The sequence below is a fragment of the Agrobacterium radiobacter genome (assembly GCF_040801995.1).
In the GTDB taxonomy this organism is placed as follows: Bacteria; Pseudomonadota; Alphaproteobacteria; order Rhizobiales; family Rhizobiaceae; genus Agrobacterium; species Agrobacterium radiobacter.
This window is the reverse complement of record NZ_JBEGHX010000002.1, coordinates 774011-791300: the sequence shown is the minus strand read 5'-3', so window position 1 is coordinate 791300 and position 17290 is coordinate 774011. Positions and strand designations below refer to the sequence as shown.

General features: G+C 60.2%; 21 protein-coding genes. 11 read left to right on the top strand and 10 right to left on the bottom strand.

The annotated features are described in order from the left end of the window. The first annotated feature begins 1 nt into the window (after position 1). A complete protein-coding gene (gene aroB / locus MRBLRC7O_RS17545) occupies positions 2 to 1135 on the top strand; it encodes a 3-dehydroquinate synthase (protein ID WP_003509871.1) in 1134 nt (377 codons plus the stop codon). A 21-nt stretch (positions 1136 to 1156) separates the two neighbouring features. Here aroB and MRBLRC7O_RS17540 read toward each other — a convergent pair whose 3' ends face one another. Together MRBLRC7O_RS17540 and MRBLRC7O_RS17535 are read right to left on the bottom strand one after the other, a co-directional pair. Then, positions 1157 to 1690: a P-loop NTPase family protein gene (locus MRBLRC7O_RS17540; protein ID WP_003509872.1), complete on the bottom strand. Its 534-nt coding sequence runs from the start codon at positions 1688 to 1690 to the stop codon at positions 1157 to 1159. Positions 1691 to 1792: 102 nt separating this feature from the next. Next, positions 1793 to 2074, bottom strand: coding sequence for a BolA family protein (locus tag MRBLRC7O_RS17535; RefSeq protein ID WP_003509873.1), 282 nt, complete (start codon positions 2072 to 2074; stop codon positions 1793 to 1795). A gap of 114 nt (positions 2075 to 2188) precedes the next feature. Between MRBLRC7O_RS17535 and MRBLRC7O_RS17530 the strand changes: the two genes are divergently transcribed. The 4 genes from MRBLRC7O_RS17530 to MRBLRC7O_RS17515 all read left to right on the top strand — a co-directional run bounded on the left by MRBLRC7O_RS17530 (position 2189) and on the right by MRBLRC7O_RS17515 (position 6908). Next, positions 2189 to 2824 (top strand): J domain-containing protein, encoded by a 636-nt coding sequence (locus MRBLRC7O_RS17530; RefSeq protein ID WP_020012181.1) that lies wholly within the window; start codon positions 2189 to 2191, stop codon positions 2822 to 2824. A 68-nt stretch (positions 2825 to 2892) separates the two neighbouring features. Continuing rightward, entirely contained in the window at positions 2893 to 3882 is a 990-nt protein-coding gene (cobS, locus tag MRBLRC7O_RS17525; RefSeq protein ID WP_080866941.1) for a cobaltochelatase subunit CobS, read from the top strand. Positions 3883 to 3988: 106 nt separating this feature from the next. After that, a complete protein-coding gene (gene cobT / locus MRBLRC7O_RS17520) occupies positions 3989 to 5893 on the top strand; it encodes a cobaltochelatase subunit CobT (RefSeq protein WP_026364031.1) in 1905 nt (634 codons plus the stop codon). 37 nt (positions 5894 to 5930) lie between these two features. Beyond that, positions 5931 to 6908 (top strand): esterase-like activity of phytase family protein, encoded by a 978-nt coding sequence (locus MRBLRC7O_RS17515; RefSeq protein WP_162706179.1) that lies wholly within the window; start codon positions 5931 to 5933, stop codon positions 6906 to 6908. Between the two features lie 3 nt (positions 6909 to 6911). Here MRBLRC7O_RS17515 and MRBLRC7O_RS17510 read toward each other — a convergent pair whose 3' ends face one another. The 3 genes from MRBLRC7O_RS17510 to rpmB form a co-directional block, all read right to left on the bottom strand. Continuing rightward, on the bottom strand, positions 6912 to 7247 hold the full coding sequence (locus MRBLRC7O_RS17510; RefSeq protein ID WP_020811446.1) for a pentapeptide repeat-containing protein: 336 nt from the start codon (positions 7245 to 7247) through the stop codon (positions 6912 to 6914). A 113-nt stretch (positions 7248 to 7360) separates the two neighbouring features. After that, the gene (locus MRBLRC7O_RS17505) at positions 7361 to 7999 is read right to left on the bottom strand and encodes a queuosine precursor transporter (protein ID WP_080866939.1); all 639 of its coding nucleotides are present in this window, start codon (positions 7997 to 7999) and stop codon (positions 7361 to 7363) included. Between the two features lie 164 nt (positions 8000 to 8163). Beyond that, on the bottom strand, positions 8164 to 8454 hold the full coding sequence (gene rpmB / locus MRBLRC7O_RS17500; protein ID WP_003509888.1) for a 50S ribosomal protein L28: 291 nt from the start codon (positions 8452 to 8454) through the stop codon (positions 8164 to 8166). Between rpmB and MRBLRC7O_RS17495 the strand changes: the two genes are divergently transcribed. Further along, positions 8453 to 8671, top strand: a complete 219-nt coding sequence (locus tag MRBLRC7O_RS17495) for a hypothetical protein (RefSeq protein WP_143242746.1) — start codon at positions 8453 to 8455, stop codon at positions 8669 to 8671. The genes rpmB and MRBLRC7O_RS17495 overlap by 2 nt on opposite strands. Before the next feature lie 35 nt (positions 8672 to 8706). Further along, positions 8707 to 9480 (top strand): DUF3108 domain-containing protein, encoded by a 774-nt coding sequence (locus MRBLRC7O_RS17490; RefSeq protein WP_003509889.1) that lies wholly within the window; start codon positions 8707 to 8709, stop codon positions 9478 to 9480. Positions 9481 to 9590: 110 nt separating this feature from the next. On the opposite strand, the gene MRBLRC7O_RS17485 is transcribed toward MRBLRC7O_RS17490, so the two are convergent. Both MRBLRC7O_RS17485 and gloB read right to left on the bottom strand, forming a co-directional pair. Continuing rightward, positions 9591 to 10031, bottom strand: a complete 441-nt coding sequence (locus tag MRBLRC7O_RS17485; protein ID WP_060724967.1) for a cupin domain-containing protein — start codon at positions 10029 to 10031, stop codon at positions 9591 to 9593. Continuing rightward, on the bottom strand, positions 10031 to 10801 hold the full coding sequence (gene gloB, locus MRBLRC7O_RS17480) for a hydroxyacylglutathione hydrolase (protein WP_060724966.1): 771 nt from the start codon (positions 10799 to 10801) through the stop codon (positions 10031 to 10033). Before gloB ends, MRBLRC7O_RS17485 begins: the two co-directional genes overlap by 1 nt. 105 nt (positions 10802 to 10906) lie before the next feature. On the opposite strand from gloB, the gene MRBLRC7O_RS17475 reads away from it, so the two are divergent. The 3 genes from MRBLRC7O_RS17475 (at position 10907) to MRBLRC7O_RS17465 (ending at position 13788) form a co-directional block, all read left to right on the top strand. Next, entirely contained in the window at positions 10907 to 11650 is a 744-nt protein-coding gene (locus MRBLRC7O_RS17475; protein ID WP_080866938.1) for a class I SAM-dependent methyltransferase, read from the top strand. 102 nt (positions 11651 to 11752) lie between these two features. Further along, on the top strand, positions 11753 to 12859 hold the full coding sequence (hisC, locus tag MRBLRC7O_RS17470; protein ID WP_080866937.1) for a histidinol-phosphate transaminase: 1107 nt from the start codon (positions 11753 to 11755) through the stop codon (positions 12857 to 12859). Beyond that, positions 12859 to 13788: a prephenate/arogenate dehydrogenase family protein gene (locus MRBLRC7O_RS17465; protein WP_003509895.1), complete on the top strand. Its 930-nt coding sequence runs from the start codon at positions 12859 to 12861 to the stop codon at positions 13786 to 13788. Before hisC ends, MRBLRC7O_RS17465 begins: the two co-directional genes overlap by 1 nt. A 172-nt stretch (positions 13789 to 13960) precedes the next feature. Here the strand turns inward: MRBLRC7O_RS17465 and MRBLRC7O_RS17460 are convergent, their stop codons facing one another. Beyond that, positions 13961 to 14962, bottom strand: coding sequence for a DUF2125 domain-containing protein (locus MRBLRC7O_RS17460; RefSeq protein ID WP_080866936.1), 1002 nt, complete (start codon positions 14960 to 14962; stop codon positions 13961 to 13963). A 49-nt stretch (positions 14963 to 15011) separates the two neighbouring features. Here MRBLRC7O_RS17460 and MRBLRC7O_RS17455 point away from each other — a divergent pair, with 49 nt between their 5' ends. After that, entirely contained in the window at positions 15012 to 15563 is a 552-nt protein-coding gene (locus tag MRBLRC7O_RS17455; RefSeq protein ID WP_003509900.1) for a gamma-glutamylcyclotransferase, read from the top strand. On the opposite strand, the gene MRBLRC7O_RS17450 is transcribed toward MRBLRC7O_RS17455, so the two are convergent. Then, positions 15536 to 16333 (bottom strand): lysophospholipid acyltransferase family protein, encoded by a 798-nt coding sequence (locus tag MRBLRC7O_RS17450; RefSeq protein WP_080866935.1) that lies wholly within the window; start codon positions 16331 to 16333, stop codon positions 15536 to 15538. The two genes, MRBLRC7O_RS17455 and MRBLRC7O_RS17450, sit on opposite strands and share 28 nt — an antisense overlap. Before the next feature lie 113 nt (positions 16334 to 16446). Further along, positions 16447 to 17163, bottom strand: coding sequence for a YdcF family protein (locus tag MRBLRC7O_RS17445; RefSeq protein WP_162706187.1), 717 nt, complete (start codon positions 17161 to 17163; stop codon positions 16447 to 16449). Positions 17164 to 17290: the final 127 nt, after the last annotated feature.

Genomic DNA, 17290 nt, shown 5'->3' with positions numbered 1-17290 from the left:
CATGACGCCTTCCGAAATCCACGCCGATGAACGTCTCGTCCATGTGCCGCTCGGCGAGCGCGCCTATGACATTCTGATCGGGCCTGGCCTGATCGGCCGGGCGGGCGGTGAAATTTCGGCGCGGCTGAAGGGCAGGCGCGCGGCGATCATCACCGATGAACATGTCGCGCCGCTTTATCTCGAAGGTTTGATGGATGGCCTGCAGACTGATGGCATCGAGGCCGTTTCGCTCACCCTGCCGGCTGGCGAAAAGACCAAGAGCTTCGAGCATCTGGTCACCGTCTGCGATGCGGTTCTGGCAGCAAGAGTGGAGCGTAACGATGCGGTGATCGCACTCGGCGGCGGCGTTATCGGCGATCTCGCCGGTTTTGCGGCGGGCATCGTGCGCCGCGGTGTGCGCTTCGTGCAGATACCGACCTCGCTGCTGGCGCAGGTCGATTCTTCCGTCGGCGGCAAGACCGGCATCAACACCCGCCACGGCAAGAACCTCGTCGGCGTTTTCCACCAGCCCGATCTGGTGCTGGCGGATACGGCGGTGCTCGATACGCTGAGCCCGCGGGAGTTCCGCGCCGGTTATGCCGAAGTCGTCAAATATGGCCTGATCGACAAGCCGGATTTCTTCTTCTGGCTGGAAAAGAACTGGGATGAAATCCGCACCGGCGGCCCTGCCCGCATCCAGGCGATTGCGACCAGCTGCCAGGCCAAGGCCGATGTGGTGGTGGCCGACGAGAAAGAAAACGGCGTGCGCGCCCTTCTCAATCTCGGCCACACCTTCGGCCATGCGCTGGAAGCGGCGACCAATTATGACAGCAAGCGGCTGGTTCACGGCGAAGGCGTCGCCATCGGCATGGTGCTGGCGCACCAGTTCTCCGCACGCCTGAACCTCGCAAGCCCTGATGATGCGGCCCGCGTCGAAGCGCATCTGAAGGCAGTTGGCCTGCCGACAACGATGAAGGATATTCCCGGTGAACTGCCGCCGGTCGAAACGCTGATGACGGCGATCGGGCAGGACAAGAAGGTCAAGGGCGGCAAGCTCACCTTCATCCTCACCCACGGTATTGGTCAGTCCTTCGTGGCTGACGATGTTGCGGCGTCCGAGGTGCAGTCCTTCCTGTCGGAGAAGCATCCGGGTTAAGTTATCCCCGGCGCCACGCGGTCAAAAGGCGCCGGTCTCGCTGGCAAGGCGTCCTATCGTTTGCAGCGGCATCGTCGACACATCTGCACGCCTTTGAAATCGGATTTTGCCGCCGCCGAAGGTTTCATAAAGCTGCAAATGTCCCGCAAAGGAGGATGACGTCGTCCGCGTCCAATAATCTCCTGCCCAAGCCAGAAGTGCCGCCTGATCGCTTTCGGTCTCGCCGTGCTGCGCTCCGCGCCGCAACAGGCCCTCGCGGCATTCTGCCCAGGGGAGGTCGAGCCATATCAGCACCTTCGCGCGCGGCAACGCCGTTTCAACCAGCCAGCCATAGACCCCTTCGATGATCCAGTCGCTGGTATTGGCATGCCGGGCCACCAGAAGTCTGGCTTCCGCCTCGTCCCGTTTGCGGCCATCCTCCTCCCAGTGAAGGCGATCGAGATCGTAAAAGGGCAATTTCAGCGCCGAACCGGCTTTTGCGGCGAGACTGCTTTTGCCGGATCCGCTGTTGCCGATGATGGCGATGCGGAGCGAAGGGCTGGCTGCTATCGACATTTGGGTAATCCGTCGAGTTAAGGTTCTCTCTTGGAATGCAGAATCTTTGCACCAACTGGATTTTTAGCCCGGAAATACGAAAGCAATGTTGCGTGGTTAAAACTAGAACCGCACCGCTTCCCCCGGCGCCGCCGCCTCGATCGCCAGCGCATGCAGCCCCGCGTCGAGTTCCGGCTTCAAAAGTGCGTTGATCGCCCGGTGGCGTTCGACGCGAGACTTGCCGGAAAAGCTTTCGGATACTATCTGAACACGCATATGCGTCTCGCCTGTGCCGGTCATATCCGGCTGGTGGCCCGCATGCATCTGGCTTTCATCGACGACCCTCAGGCGCTCGGGTGAAAAGCTCTCCCGGAGCTTGGTTTCTATGCGTTCTCGCAGGGACATGCGACGGGCTCCATTCTCGTTGGCTGGTCTTGAAGGGGGCTACCTAAAAGCCAGCAACATTCCGCTTTGTCAATTCTTGTTGTGCAGCTTTTCGCACCCCATAATCAGGGCATCATGAAACTGGATTCGAAATATTTCGATCGCATCCGCACGCGCCGGAAAAGGGAGCGGGAACCTGAGGTTCAGGCCCCCACCTGCCAGTGGGACGGATGCGACAAACCGGGCATTCACCGGGCACCCGTCGGCCGCAATGCCGAGGGGCAATTCTTCCTGTTCTGTTTTGAGCACGTGAAGGAATACAACAAGGGCTATAATTATTTTTCCGGCCTCTCCGACAGCGAGATTGCCCGCTACCAGAAGGAAGCGATCACCGGTCATCGCCCCACCTGGACGGTCGGCGTCAACAAGACGGCCCGCGACAGCCCGCTGCATTCCACGCTGCGTTCCGGCACGGCCAGCGGCAATGCCCGTATCCGCGATCCTTTCGGCTTTGCCGGCGGTTTTGCGGGCGGCGCAAAGGCAGGCGGCACCCGCCTGCAGCAGGACCGCAAATTGAAGACGCTGGAGGCAAAAGCCTTCGATACGCTCGGTCTTTCTTCCAGCGCAAAGCAGGAAGACATAAAAAGGCGCTACAAGGAGCTTGTCAAAAAGCATCATCCTGATGCTAATGGTGGCGATCGTGGTTCGGAAGAGCGTTTTCGGGCTGTTGTTCAAGCATATCAATTGTTAAAGCAGTCAGGTTTCTGCTAAGCCAACTTACGTGTTTACCGCCTGATTGATGATGTGGCCGGGTGGCTGCCGCCCGCCTTGGAGACGTGATGAGCAAAATCGACCTTGATATTTCCAACCTGCCCGACACGACGGTGTCCGTGCGGGAGGTTTTCGGCATTGATACGGATCTGCGGGTCCCCGCCTATTCGCAGGGCGACGCCTATGTGCCTGACCTTGATCCCGACTATCTGTTCGACCGCGATACGACACTCGCGATCCTTGCCGGTTTTGCTCACAACCGACGTGTCATGGTCTCCGGTTTCCACGGCACCGGTAAGTCCACCCATATCGAGCAGGTGGCTGCCCGCCTCAATTGGCCCTGCGTGCGCGTCAACCTCGACAGCCACGTCAGCCGTATCGACCTCGTCGGCAAGGACGCCATCGTCCTGAAAGACGGCAAGCAGGTTACCGAATTCAAGGACGGCATTCTGCCCTGGGCCTACCAGCACAATGTCGCGCTCGTCTTCGACGAATATGATGCCGGCCGTCCGGATGTCATGTTCGTTATCCAGCGCGTGCTGGAATCCTCGGGCCGCCTGACCCTGCTCGACCAGAGCCGCGTCATCCGTCCTCACCCGGCCTTCCGCATTTTCGCGACCGCCAACACGGTCGGCCTTGGCGATACGACGGGTCTTTACCACGGCACGCAGCAGATCAACCAGGCGCAGATGGACCGCTGGTCCATCGTCACGACGCTGAACTACCTGCCGCATGAGCAGGAAGTGAACATCATCGCCGCCAAGGTGAAGAGCCTCGACAATCCGAAGGGACGCGAAACCGTTTCCAAGATGGTGCGCGTGGCCGATCTCACCCGTTCGGCCTTCGTCAATGGCGATCTTTCCACCGTCATGAGCCCGCGTACCGTCATCACCTGGGCGGAAAATGCGGAAATCTTCGGCGATCTCGCCTTTGCCTTCCGTGTGACCTTCCTCAACAAGTGCGACGAGCTTGAGCGCACGCTGGTGGCCGAACAATATCAGCGGGCCTTTGGCGTCGAGCTGAAGGAAAGCGCTGCGAACGTCGTTCTCAGCGCCTGATCGTCCCCGGCTTGTCCGGAGACGATTTCGATGACTTGAAGACGCCGGCAGACCGCGCACATATCGATGGGCGGTCTCCACGCGTCGGCAAATGACAGGAAAGACAATGGCAGCGCGCGGCGACAATTCCAGAGCAAAACCGGGTACGGCTGTTGATACGGAGCCGTTGCGTCAGGCGATTGCCGGATGTGTGCGATCCGTTGCCGGCGATGCCGAGGTCGAGGTCGTCTTCGCCAATGAGCGGCCGGGCCTTGCCGGTGAGCGCATGCGCCTGCCGGAAATCTCCAAGAAACCGACCGCACAGGAAATCGCGATCACCCGCGGCCTCGGTGATTCCATGGCGCTGCGCCTCGCCTGCCATGACGCCGACACGCATGCGGTGATGTCGCCGCAGGGCGCCGAGGCGCGGCTGATCTTCGACGCGGTTGAACAGGCGCGCGTGGAATCGATCGGCGCGCTGCGCATGCCGGGCATGGCCTCCAACATCCAGGCCATGAACACGGAAAAATACGCCAAGGCCAACTTCGCCGGCATCACCAACAAGGACGACGCGCCGCTCGCCGAAGCCGTGGCGCTTCTGGTGCGCGAGAAGCTGACGGGCGAAAAGCCGCCGGAAAGCGCCGGCAAGGTTGTCGATCTGTGGCGCGATTTCATCGAGGACAAGGCCGCCGGCGATCTCAAGGATCTCTCCAGCGTCATCACCGACCAGAAGGCGTTTTCGCGACTGGTGCGCAAGATGCTGACCTCCATGCAGATGGCGGAAGATTTCGGCGACGAGGATAACGAGCCTGACAGTCAGGAAGCGGAGTCCAACGAGGACCAGCCGCGCACCAACGAGACGGAAGAAGAGCAGGTCGAGGAAGAGGCCGGCTCGGACGCGACGCCCGCCGATGAAAACGAGGCCTCGCAGGAGGAAATGGAAGAAGGCGAGATGGACGGCGCCGAGATGTCGGACGAGGAGATGTCCGACGATCTCGACGAGGATTCCGAAACGCCCGGCGAGACCCGCCGCCCCAACAGCCCCTTCGACGACTTTAATGAAAAGGTCGATTACCGCATCTTCACGCAGGAATTCGACGAGGAAATCCACGCCGAGGAATTGTGTGACGAGGCCGAGCTTGATCGTCTGCGCGCCTTCCTCGACAAGCAGCTCGCCCATCTTCAGGGTGCGGTCGGGCGCTTAGCGAACCGGCTGCAGCGCCGCCTGATGGCGCAGCAGAACCGTTCGTGGGATTTCGATCTGGAAGAGGGTTATCTCGATCCGGCTCGCCTCGTCAGGCTCATCATCGATCCCATGCAGCCGCTCTCCTTCAAGAAGGAACGCGACACCAAGTTCCGCGATACCGTCGTGTCGCTCGTCATCGACAATTCCGGTTCGATGCGCGGCCGGCCCATCACTGTTGCGGCCACCTGCGCGGATATTCTGGCGCGCACGCTGGAGCGCTCGGGCGTGAAGGTGGAAATTCTGGGCTTCACCACCAAGGCGTGGAAGGGCGGGCAATCGCGTGAGCAATGGCTGGCCAGCGGCAAGCCGGCTTCGCCCGGCCGTCTCAATGATCTGCGGCACATCATCTACAAATCGGCGGATGCCCCGTGGCGGCGCGCGCGACGCAATCTCGGCCTGATGATGCGCGAAGGCCTGCTGAAGGAAAACATCGACGGTGAGGCGTTGATGTGGGCGCATAACCGTCTGATCGGTCGCCCCGAGCAGCGCAAGATCATGATGATGATCTCGGACGGTGCGCCGGTCGACGATTCGACCCTGTCGGTCAATCCGGGCAACTATCTGGAACGGCACCTGCGCGCCGTCATCGAGCAGATCGAGACACGGTCGCCGGTGGAACTGCTGGCAATCGGTATCGGCCATGACGTGACACGTTATTATCGTCGCGCCGTGACCATCGTGGATGCCGACGAACTGGCGGGCGCGATGACCGAGCAGCTCGCAGCGCTCTTCGAGGATACGAGCAGCGCTTCCGGTTCGTCCCGCAGGGTTCGCCGTGCGGGATAAGCGGGGCCGGGCTCTCTCCGCCTGTAAAACGCTCTCAATGGCCGCCATTCTGGCGGCCGCATCGTTGTTCCCGGTTTCCATCGGCGCTTCGACCATCGATGTGCCGGTGAGTGCGCGTCTTCTGTCTTCTTTCGAAGTCGGCACCAGCGAGAAACGTTTCGGCAAGCTGGAATTTGTCGGCGGCATGGTAATGAGCGCGCCGGAAAAACTGTTCGGGGCCATATCCTCCATCCGCTTCCGCCCAAACGGGGAGGATTTCATTGCGGTGCTGGATACCGGCCATTGGCTGACGGGCAGAGTCACGCGTGACGCTGTCGGGGCGCTGTCTGGCCTTGCTGAAGTCCGTATCACCCCCATGCTGGATATGAGCGGCCGCGAACCGCCGCGCAAGATGGAGATGGATGCCGAAGGGCTGGCGCTGCGCGACGGCAAGGTTTTGGTCAGTTACGAGCAACGTCACAGGATCGATATCTATCCCGATCCAGGCTTCGCTACCTCGAAACCGCTCGGCCGTCTGCCGCATCTCATTCCCAATAACGAGTTACGCCACAATGGCGGCATGGAGGCGCTGGCAGTATCACCGGCCGATTCGCCCCTCGCCGGCTCTCTCGTCGTGGTGGCTGAAAAAAGCATCGATGCTGACGGCAATCTTCTCGCCGCCATATTGGAAGGCCCGCTGAAGGGCACATTCGCCGTCACCCATCACCCGTCATTCGACGTGACGGACGGCGCTTTCCTGCCAAATGGTGATCTGCTGCTTCTGGAGCGCCGGTTCAATTTCGCCGAAGGCGTCGGCATGCGCATCCGCCGCATCCGTGGGGCCGATATCCGGCCGGGTGCTGTGGTGGATGGCGAAATCCTCATGGAAGCGGGCATGGCCTACCAGATCGACAATATGGAAGGCATGGATGTGGTGAAGGGGCCGGACGGCTCGACGCGCCTCATCATCGTTTCCGATGACAACCACTCGTTTCTCCAGCGCAATCTGATGCTGGAATTCAAGCTGGTGGAGTGAATATCAGGCCTGCTCCTGTGCCGCCTTGTAGGCAGCCAGGAGATCCTCGACCGGAATGCCGTCGATCTTCATGCCGGTCATTCGGCACGCCGTTATCTGCGCGCCGGAGAGGTTCGTGTTGCTCAGCTTCAGTCCGGTAAAATTGACGTCATCGATCGACCAGCCGGACATGTTGCTGTCCGTAAACGACGCACCGGAAAAGTTGATGTCATTGAAGCGTGTGCCGGCCAGATTGACATTGTTGAAGACCGTCCCCGACAGATTGACGTTATCGAAGCTGGAGCCCGAAAGCGTGGCGCTCGTCGCATCCACAATGTCGATAACGTCCTTGATCTGCATGCCGATCCGCCTCCGAGCTTTGCCACGGACGGCAGATTGCAACGCCACCCGTGGGTTTGCAAGCGTGATCTGGTCGTGCATCCCCCGGCCACAAATCCCGCTGACGGAAAATATCAGCTCGGTTTGACGGTGCCTGGCATGGGCTTCAGCGTGTTCATCAGCGCGCCATAAGGCAGCAGCATGACGAGGCCGACAAGGACCTTCACCGAAAGATCGCCCAGCGCCCAGGAAATCCACCGGGGGGCTTCCAGAGCGAAGATGCCGAGCAGCGGCGCGCTTTCGATGGCGAAGGCATCATTGGGGCCGACAAAGGAGAAGCTCGCGGCAAAGGCGATTGAGAAGAACAGAGCCGTATCCAGCACCGAGCCAAGCATGGAGCCGGCCAGCGGCGCATGCCACCAGCGCTGGCGGCGCAGGCGGTTGAACACGGAAATATCCAGCAGTTGGCCGATGAGATAGGCGGTGCCGGAAGCAACAGCGATGCGCGGGATGGATGTCCAGAAGGACAGCGTGACGCCGACGACGAAGCCCGCAAGCACGACGCGACGCGCGATGGACGGACCGAACTGGCGGTTGGTCAGATCGGTAACAAGGAACGCGATCGGATAGGTAAAGGCGCCCCAGGTCAGAAGGTCGCCGAGATTGACGCCGAACAACGAGCCGGAAAGCGGGTATTGCACCAGAATATTGGAAGCCACGACGACGAGCGTCATCAGCAGAACATAGATAAGCGTATAGCGCAGATAGGGCATTTTTTTATCCTGGGTGATGCCACCAGTTGGAGCCAAGCATCGGCGCGAAACGTCTCAAACGGTTTCCGCAAAACTCGATGCAACGAAAATCTAAAACAAACAAAAGGCTTGAGCGGCAAAAGCCATTCAAGCCCTCTGAATATCAGATGATGTCGAAACCGCTATTAAGCAGCTTCAGCAGTCTTCTTGGCGATCTGGCGGCGCAGGAGACGAGCGCGCATGCTCAGTTCGTTTTCGCCGGACTTCAGAAGGAAGGCATCGAGGCCGCCACGGTGTTCAACGGAGCGCAGAGCGGCTGCGGAAACACGCAGGCGGAAGCGCTGGCCGAGAGCATCGGAGATCAACGTGACCTGGCAGAGGTTCGGAAGGAACCGGCGCTTGGTCTTGTTGTTGGCGTGGCTGACGTTGTTGCCCGTCTGGACGCCCTTGCCGGTCAATTCGCATACACGGGACATGGGTACACCTATTTCGTTTCGTCTGTTTCACCACTGGCTCGCCACCGGCAAAACCGGGGTGGCAATCCAACTGGCCATGATTGGAAAGTTGCGGTTCTATAGTCAGACGAGACTTAACAGTCAAGCCGCCCGCGAGCAAATCAAAGGAAATTCCGGCGTTTTCAACCGGCATCCGCTTTTTTATTGCCACAAGTCAGCGTATATGATCGCCCGATAAGGCCGCTTCCGCGCCTCATTTAAGGTGATATCGAAATGATTGCCAGAGGAAAAAGCATTTTCATGGCCGCTACCATGGCGCTTGCGGGTGTCTCCCCCTCGCTCGCCGCCGAAGCGCGCCACACAAGCGAATACAGCATTAATCTCGGCATTTTGCCGATCGCGCGGGCAAGTTTTTCGACTCGCATGGATGGGCCGAATTATTCGATCTCCGGTTCCTTCAGCGCCGCCGGCCTTGCCAGCATCCTCAAGGATATTTCCGGCAAGACGACGGTTTCCGGCGCCAAGCGCGGCCACCGGCTGCAGGCCAATGAATATTCGCTGGTCTACAAGGACGGCAAGCGGGTGCGCACCTATGACGTCGTCTATCGCAACGGCAACGTCACATCGACGACGGTGAAGCCTGAGCCTAAGGCGCGGCCGGACAACTGGGTTGACGTGAAGGACCGCGACCTGCGCTCGGTTCTCGATCCGATTTCCGGTCTCATCATTCCCGCCGGCGGCCGCATCTGCCCGACTCGCCTGCCGATCTATGACGGCGAATCGCGGCTTGATCTCGTTTTGAGCTCCAGCGGCACCAAGCCGTTCAAGACCAATGGTTTTAATGGCGACGCCATCGTCTGCAAGGCGCGTTATGTGCCGAAGTCGGGCTATCGGCAGGGGCGCAAGGATATCGAATATCTGAAATCCATTTCGATGGAGATCTGGTTTGCGAAATCCAACAACATGGATGTCTATGCGCCGGTCTACGCCATCATTCCGACGCGGGTGGGACAGGTCTACATTACCGCTACGAAATACGGCGGCTGATTGCTGGCGCATGGCGGGGTAAGTGACACGGCGGTGCGGTTCGGTTCTTCTCCCCGCCGGGGAGAAGAAACAAGTGGCATCCGCTCATTCCGCCGGCATTGCGCTGAGAATTACGGGGCATCGCCCGGCGACCAGCCGGGTTCGGCCATAACAAAGCTCGAAAAGGCAAAGCCTGGCGAGACGGTGCAGCCGACGAGGGTGAAATCGCCGAGGCTTTCGGCCGATTGCCAGCAGTTGGCGGGAACGATCACCTGCGGGCGCTCGCCTTCCAGAATGGCGGGGCCGAGCGTGAAGGTCTGCACCTCCCGGCCGTCCTGGGAAAGATGCAGCGCGATCGGCGCGCCGGCATAATAGTGCCAGACCTCGACCGCATCGGTGACCCGATGCCAGTGCGAGCGCTCGCCTTTTTCCAGGAGATAATAGATCGCCGTGGAATGGCCGCGCTCGCCGCCGGCCTTGTCACGGAAAGTCTGGTGGTAAAAACCGCCCTCGGGATGTGGCTCCAGCCCCAGTTCACGAATGATCGCCTGCGCCGATATATCGGTTGCCATCAGAAATTGTCCTTGCGCGTGCGGATTTCCGCGAAGACGTCGGCATCGGTGGCGCTTTCCAGGCCAAGATATTTGCGGATGCCGGGATCGGCCACCCGCATATAGGGATTGGTCTGTTTTTCGAGCCCGATGCTGGTGGGAATGGTGAATTCATTCGCCTGCCGCGCCTTTTCCACCTGCTCCGCGCGGTCGCGCAGCACGGTATTGTCGGGATCGACGGTCAAGGCGAAACGGGCATTCGTCAGCGTATATTCATGGCCGAAATAGACCTTGGTCTCATCCGGCAGGGCAATGAGTTTCTGGAAGGAGTGCCACATATCCGCCGCCGGGCGTTCGAACAGGCGACCGCAGCCCATGGCGAACAGCGTATCGGCGGCAAACAGCAGCCCGTCATCCGGCATATAATAACAGATATGTCCCGCCGTATGACCGGGTGTGGCGATGATCTGAACGCGGCGACCGGCGAATTCGAATTCGTCGCCATCGGCCTGCGAGCGGTCGAGCCCGGGTATTGCAACAGCCTCATCATAGGGACCGTGAATTTCGCACTGAAACTTGTCCTTCAGCGCCAGATTGGCTTCCACGTGGTCCTGATGATGATGGGTGGTGAAAATATGGGTGAGCTTCCAGCCGTGGCCGTCGAGAGCATGCAGGATAGGGCCTTCTTCCGGGGCGTCGATGGCGGCGGTCGCTCCGCTTTCGGGGTCATGCAGGAGAACCCCGAAATTGTCGCTGCGGCAAAGAAAGACGTCTATTTCCAAAGGTTTCATCTTATCCTCTCCATTTGCCGGCCAAAACCGGCGCATTCGCCCGCCTGATCTTCTATGTAAGGGCAGACGCCTTGAAGTCCAACCGCCTGATGCTACATTCTCGCCATGAATACCGATATCGTCGATCTGCGCGAATTCTATCATTCTCCGCTTGGCCGCTCGGCCGAGCAGGCGATCACCATGGCGCTTTCGACGCTCTGGCCGCCTTTGCCGGAAGAGCGTCTGGTCGGGCTGGGTTATGCCGTGCCGTTTCTGGACCGGTTCCGCCGCGATACGGAGCGCACCTTCGCCTTCATGCCGGCGGGGCAGGGGGCGGTGAACTGGCCGGCGGGCGAGCTTTCCTCCACCGCGCTGGTGTTCGATGAAGAACTGCCGCTGCCTGATTCGTCGATAGACCGGGTCCTGATGGTGCATGCACTGGAATTTGCCGAAAATCCGCGCGAAACGCTGAAAGAACTCTGGCGGGTGCTGGCGCCCGGTGGCCGCCTCGTCATCGTGGTGCCGAACCGGCGCGGTGTCTGGGCACGCATGGAACATACGCCCTTCGGTTCCGGAAGGCCCTATTCGCGCGGGCAGCTGACGGCGCTTTTGCGCGAAACCAATTTCACACCGGGCGCCTCCGCCGAGGCGCTGTTCTTCCCGCCGACCACAAGCCGGCCGGTGCTGAAATTCCGTCGTTATCTCGAGCATACCGGTCGCCGGCTGTGGCCGCTATTTTCCGGTGTCATCGTGGTGGAAGCGCAAAAACGCCTCTATCAGGGATTGCCCGTCACGCAGCGCGCCTCGCGCCGGGTTTTCGTGCCGGTTCTGGCGCCGCAGGGGGTGCCCACCACCCGCGCCGCCGTGTAGCAGGGAAAGCCGCGCTAACCCTCGACAAAACGCACATTCCGGTCTAATGCCTCCGGCATTGCTTTTGCCGGGTTCCCCGGCGCTTTTCCAAAGGTCGATCAAATGAGTGCAGAGCTTAGCCAACCTGTTCCGCGTCCGGGTATTCTGGATATCGCTGCTTATGTTCCCGGCAAGGAACATGTGGACGGTGTTGCGAAGGTTTATAAGCTCTCCTCCAATGAAACGCCGCTTGGGCCCAGCCCCAAAGCCATAGAGGCCTTCGGCACCGCGGCCAGCCATCTGGAAATCTATCCGGACGGACAGGCGATTGCGCTGCGCCAGGCGATTGCCGACGTGCACGGTCTCAACATTGCGAATATCATGTGCGGCAACGGTTCGGACGAGCTGCTCGGCATGCTTTGCCACGTCTATCTGGGCGCGGGCGATGAGGCGATCATCACCGAACATGGTTTCCTCGTCTACAAGATCCAGATCATGGGCGCGGGCGCGACCCCGGTGACGGTGAAGGAAAAAGACTGCGCGGTGGACGTGGATGCGATCCTCGCCGCCGTGACGCCGAAGACGAAGATGGTTTTCGTCGCCAATCCCGGCAACCCCACCGGCACCTATGTTCCCGTTGCGGAAATCCGCCGCCTGCAGGCCAGCCTGCCGAAACATGTCGTGCTGGTGCTGGATGCGGCCTATGCCGAATATGTCCGCAAGAACGACTACGAGGCCGGGCTTGAGCTGGTATCCGGCAACCGCAACGTGGTGATGACCCGCACCTTCTCGAAGGTCTATGGTCTCGCCGCCCTGCGCGTCGGCTGGATGTATGGTCCCGCCGCCATCATCGATGCGCTGAACCGCGTGCGCGGCCCATTCAACATGAGCGCGCCGGCCATTGCTGCCGGTGCCGCTGCGATTCGCGATCAGGCCTTCGTAGAGAAGGCCGTGACGCATAACGCGCTGTGGATGGAAAAGCTGGTCACGACCTTTACCGGCCTTGGTCTCACCGTCACACCATCCGTCACCAACTTCATCCTCATCCATTTCCCGGATCAGGACGGCAAGCGGGCAACGGATGCCGACGAGTTCCTGAGCCGCCGCGGTTATATTCTGCGTGCAGTGCGCGGTTACGGCTTCCCGAATGCGCTGAGAATGACCGTCGGTTCTGAAGAGGCCAATCTCGGCGTCATCGCTGCTCTTACCGAGTTCATGGGGCAGGCGTGATGGCTGAGATCATGTTTGAACGCATCGCGCTGATTGGCATCGGCCTGATCGGCTCGTCGATTGCCCGCGATATCAGGGAACTGGGTCTTGCCCGCCATGTGACGATTTCCACCCGCAGCGAAGACACGCTGAAACGGGCGGAAGAACTGGCGCTCGGCACGGATTACACCGTTTCAGCGGCGGAGGCGGTCAAGGATGCCGATCTCGTCATCGTCTCGGTGCCTGTTGGTGCATCGGAAAGCGTGGCGCAGCAGATCGCGCCGCATCTGAAACCGGGCGCTATTGTCACCGATGTCGGCTCCACCAAGGCCTCGGTTATCGCGCAGATGGCTCCGCATATGCCTGATAACGTGCATTTCATTCCCGGCCACCCGCTGGCGGGTACGGAAAAATCCGGCCCGGATGCCGGTTTTGCCGGCCTCTTCCGCGACCGATGGTGCATCTTCACGCCGCTGCCAGGCACGGATGCGGCGGCGCTGGAAAAGCTGAAGGATTTCTGGCGGGCGCTCGGCTCCCGTGTCGATGAAATGGATGCCGAACACCATGACAAGGTTCTGGCGATCGTTTCGCATCTGCCGCACATCATCGCTTACAATATCGTCGGCACGGCGGATGATCTGGAGACGGTGACCGAATCGGAAGTCATCAAATATTCCGCCTCTGGTTTCCGTGACTTCACCCGTCTGGCCGCCTCCGATCCCACCATGTGGCGAGATGTCTGCCTGCACAACAAGGATGCTATCCTTGAAATGCTGGCGCGGTTTTCCGAAGACCTCGCCTCCCTGCAAAGGGCGATCCGCTGGGGAGAGGGCGACAAGCTGTTCGAACTGTTTTCCCGCACCCGCGCCATCCGCCGCTCTATCGTGCAGGCCGGTCAGGATGTCGATGCGCCGGACTTCGGGCGTCATGCGCTGGATCAGAAGAAGTAAGGCGCATTTCGCTTATAGTCGTGGTGGGATTTGATCCGGCCCATAACGCCCGCCGGCAAAGTGCCAAAGCCTCCCCGTCGTCATCCTCGGGCTTGACCCGAGGATCCACGATCCGACGCGCCATGGATCCTCGGGTCAAGCCCGAGGATGACGTCGAGTATAAATCAATCCCTCAGATCGGCGGAATCTTTCCAAGCGGGATAAAGCCGCTGACCGTGGCGCGGCCGCGGTCCACCACGAGATCGACGGACGCCCGGTCACCACCTCCGGCGAGCGCGCCGAGCAGCTTGCGGGCCGTATCGATGGTGGATTGCAGCTGCGGAAAGGCCTGCTTGGCATTATCAGACCATGAGCCGAGCTTTTCGATCTCAAGCTTGAACTGGCCGGAGAGATAGCCCTCATTGTCGAAAGAGAAGGGGCCGCTGATGCGCATGGTGCGGCCCTCGCCAATATCGGCCACCAGACGGCGAAGCTCGCCGCTTGCGCCATAGAGACCTGACTTGTCGCTGCCATCCACCATGCCTGCCTTGCCCGCGAGCGTGACATCAACGATGGCATCGAGGCGGGGAAGAACCTGCGGCCAGTCCTTGATGACGGTCGCCGAATCGGTGAGCGTGATTGCGCCGTCGAGATCGGCCCCGTTCTGGCGCAGATGCATTTCCGTCTTGACGGCATCAAAATCGATGGTCTGGCCGGTGACCGAGGAAACCGCCTGCGCCTTCAGTCCGTCGATGACGAGCGAGCTGCGGTCAATGCCCTTCAGTTTGGTGACGATGCTGGACTGCATGTTCTTCCAGGCAGCCGAAATCGTCAGGCCGTGGGCGGAACGGATTTCCGCGGGCGAATCGAGTTCCCAGACGATATGGCCGGGATTATAGACCTGCGCCGCCGAGCGAAGTTCGCCGAAGGAAGCGGAAACGCCGTTCTGGCTGTCATCCACCGTCACCTTCGAGCAGAAGAGGCCGATGCGGAAGGGATAACCCTTGAAGGCGATATCGCCGCATTCCCCGCTGACGCTGCGGGCCTGCGAAGGAGAAATGACGTTCAGCACCGTCTGTTTCAGCCTGTCGGCGGCATAAAACCATCCGGCAGTGTAAAGTCCGATGACCACCACAATGGCGATGGCGAGCCAGAGGAATTTTTTGGTCGTGCCGGATTGGCTTGACGCTGCCATATTGATCTCCGATGAACAGACTTCAGGGAATTTTGATTTGGCTTGGGATATGGACGATTTTTGGGTCTTTGGCTACGGTTCGTTGATGTGGAACCCCGGCTTTGCCTTCGAGGAGAGGCAGCAGGCGCGGCTGCACGGTTATCGGCGCTCGCTCTGCATCAGTTCCAACTTCTACAGAGGTACGGAAGAAAAGCCCGGTCTCGTTCTCGGTCTGGAGCGCGGCGGCTCCTGCCTCGGCGTCGCCTTCCGCGTGCGCGGACAAGACCGCGACCCCGTGATGGTCTATCTGCGCGAGCGCGAACTGGTGACCAATGTCTACAAGGAGCGGATGGTTTCCATCGCACTGTCAGATGGCAGGCGCGGCAGCGCCGTGACCTATGTGGCCGACCCCGCGCATGAGCAATATATCGGCGGTCTCGGCGTTGCCGAATCGGCGACCATCGTCGCGGCGGCAACGGGCCGGTCCGGGCCGAATACGGATTATGTCTTCAACACCGTGCAGCATCTGCAGGAGATGGGCATTCGCGACTCACTGCTGGAAAGCATTGCCAAAAATGTCGGCACGCTCGCCGCTCAGCCGGCCGTGGTTTCCTTGCCCTGAAGTTCGGCGATCCGCTTTACGGCAGTCGGCGGCAGCGGCAGGTGGGGGTTGTTGCGCACGGTTTCCAGCAGCAATTCGTCGCTCGCCTTTTCCGTCACATCGATCAGACGCTTGAAGAACACATCGGGGTCCAGCCCCGGCTCGATGGCCGGCAGGATACGCACCTTGAAATGGCCGGGATAGCGCATCGTGGAACGGCGCGGCCAGAACAGGCCGGGATGCATGGCAACGGGAATGACCGGCACCTGCAGATCGCGGTAAAGCCGGGCGATACCGTAACGGTATTCAGGCTCGGCGCCCGGCGGGCGGCGCGTGCCTTCGGGATAGATGATGAGTTCGCGGCCGGCGGCCATTTCCTCTTTCGCCCGTTCCATGACCTTCAGCATCACCTTGCCGCGTGCGGCGCGGTTGACCGGTATCATGCGCTGTTTCAGCACATACCAGCCAAACAGCGGAATCCACATCAATTCCCGTTTCAGAATGTAAACAGGGTCTGGCAGATTGGGTAGTAGCGCATAAGTATCCCAGAAGGACTGGTGCTTCGGCGCAAAGATGCAGCCGGTCTCGGGAATGTTCTCCAGCCCCTCGATCTCGAAGGTGGTGCCGACGATGGTTTTCATCAGCCAATGGTTGGACCGCGCCCAATTCTTGGGAATTTCGAATGCGATCTTGCGGGGCAGGATGAAATAGATCGGCGTCAGCACAATCATGCGGACAATCAGGTTGAGATAAAACAGCGTATTGAAAAGAAAAGAGCGCAGCTTGAGCATCAACAGCCTTCCCGGGATGCAGCCGTTCCGAAACTTTGAGCGCCTCGATGCCGGATGCCGATGCCAGACGCCTACACGAAAACAAGGGGCCGCAGCAAGGGTGTTCTCGCTGGTCAGGGCGAAGCGGTCGCCACCGTCGGGGTGGAGTGGTCGGCGGCTGCCTTGCGCAGCCCGTCGCCCTTGCCGAAGCCGGTGAGGTCACGTCCGGCCGCGGCCACGAACTTCAGATATTCGTAGAGCATGGTTCTCACCACATCCGGCTCCACGAACCAGTTGGTGCGGGCGAGATCGGCGCTGATGACGGGATAGGCGATGAATTCCGTCTGCGGGCTGGCGCTGCGCAGCTCATGCAGGCTGCGATGCATATGATAATTATTGGTGACGACGACGATGGAGGAATAGTTGTGGTCACGTATCCAGCTTGCCGCCTCATTGGCGTTGCCGATCGTGTCGATGGCCTTGTAGCCCATATCCACACAGCAGGAGAACATGTCGGATGACCCTTGAGTCATCTTGCGAATCTGCGAGCGGGTGGTGGCGGGGTTTACGCCTGATATCAAAAGCCGCTTGCCCACGCCGTCCCTGAGCAGGCCGACCGCCTGTTCGATACGCTGATAGCCGCCGGTAAGCACAATGATGGCGTCGCCTCTCGCCCCTTCCGGCGGGCGCATGGAGGCGACGGAATCGGCAAACCACAGGAAGCCGCCTGAAAAAACACCAAGAAGAACGACGCAGAGCAGGATGAAGCCGCGAATAAAACGGCGCAAAGGACCACGCCGCGACAACAGGCCCTTTCTGGCCGGCCGCGCCGTCGTCTGATCCTGGTCCATCCGACTCACAAACATTCCTCCTGAATACTCGCCGATTAAGGCAAGGAACAGGCATTTTTGTCCACCGTCTGCAGGTTACATCCGGCCTGTGACGGTTTCAGTTTTACCGCAGGATTCCGGTGATATC

Excerpts from the sequence above, each read along its gene's own strand:
- aroB (WP_003509871.1), top strand. The coding sequence starts at position 2 with ATGACGCCTTCCGAAATCCACGCCGATGAACGTCTCGTCCATGTGCCG.
- MRBLRC7O_RS17540 (WP_003509872.1), bottom strand. The coding sequence starts at position 1,690 with ATGTCGATAGCAGCCAGCCCTTCGCTCCGCATCGCCATCATCGGCAAC.
- MRBLRC7O_RS17535 (WP_003509873.1), bottom strand. The coding sequence starts at position 2,074 with ATGTCCCTGCGAGAACGCATAGAAACCAAGCTCCGGGAGAGCTTTTCA.
- MRBLRC7O_RS17530 (WP_020012181.1), top strand. The coding sequence starts at position 2,189 with ATGAAACTGGATTCGAAATATTTCGATCGCATCCGCACGCGCCGGAAA.
- cobS (WP_080866941.1), top strand. The coding sequence starts at position 2,893 with ATGAGCAAAATCGACCTTGATATTTCCAACCTGCCCGACACGACGGTG.
- cobT (WP_026364031.1), top strand. The coding sequence starts at position 3,989 with ATGGCAGCGCGCGGCGACAATTCCAGAGCAAAACCGGGTACGGCTGTT.
- MRBLRC7O_RS17515 (WP_162706179.1), top strand. The coding sequence starts at position 5,931 with ATGGCCGCCATTCTGGCGGCCGCATCGTTGTTCCCGGTTTCCATCGGC.
- MRBLRC7O_RS17510 (WP_020811446.1), bottom strand. The coding sequence starts at position 7,247 with ATGCAGATCAAGGACGTTATCGACATTGTGGATGCGACGAGCGCCACG.
- MRBLRC7O_RS17505 (WP_080866939.1), bottom strand. The coding sequence starts at position 7,999 with ATGCCCTATCTGCGCTATACGCTTATCTATGTTCTGCTGATGACGCTC.
- MRBLRC7O_RS17495 (WP_143242746.1), top strand. The coding sequence starts at position 8,453 with ATGGGTACACCTATTTCGTTTCGTCTGTTTCACCACTGGCTCGCCACC.
- rpmB (WP_003509888.1), bottom strand. The coding sequence starts at position 8,454 with ATGTCCCGTGTATGCGAATTGACCGGCAAGGGCGTCCAGACGGGCAAC.
- MRBLRC7O_RS17490 (WP_003509889.1), top strand. The coding sequence starts at position 8,707 with ATGATTGCCAGAGGAAAAAGCATTTTCATGGCCGCTACCATGGCGCTT.
- MRBLRC7O_RS17485 (WP_060724967.1), bottom strand. The coding sequence starts at position 10,031 with ATGGCAACCGATATATCGGCGCAGGCGATCATTCGTGAACTGGGGCTG.
- gloB (WP_060724966.1), bottom strand. The coding sequence starts at position 10,801 with ATGAAACCTTTGGAAATAGACGTCTTTCTTTGCCGCAGCGACAATTTC.
- MRBLRC7O_RS17475 (WP_080866938.1), top strand. The coding sequence starts at position 10,907 with ATGAATACCGATATCGTCGATCTGCGCGAATTCTATCATTCTCCGCTT.
- hisC (WP_080866937.1), top strand. The coding sequence starts at position 11,753 with ATGAGTGCAGAGCTTAGCCAACCTGTTCCGCGTCCGGGTATTCTGGAT.
- MRBLRC7O_RS17465 (WP_003509895.1), top strand. The coding sequence starts at position 12,859 with ATGGCTGAGATCATGTTTGAACGCATCGCGCTGATTGGCATCGGCCTG.
- MRBLRC7O_RS17460 (WP_080866936.1), bottom strand. The coding sequence starts at position 14,962 with ATGGCAGCGTCAAGCCAATCCGGCACGACCAAAAAATTCCTCTGGCTC.
- MRBLRC7O_RS17455 (WP_003509900.1), top strand. The coding sequence starts at position 15,012 with ATGGACGATTTTTGGGTCTTTGGCTACGGTTCGTTGATGTGGAACCCC.
- MRBLRC7O_RS17450 (WP_080866935.1), bottom strand. The coding sequence starts at position 16,333 with ATGCTCAAGCTGCGCTCTTTTCTTTTCAATACGCTGTTTTATCTCAAC.
- MRBLRC7O_RS17445 (WP_162706187.1), bottom strand. The coding sequence starts at position 17,163 with ATGGACCAGGATCAGACGACGGCGCGGCCGGCCAGAAAGGGCCTGTTG.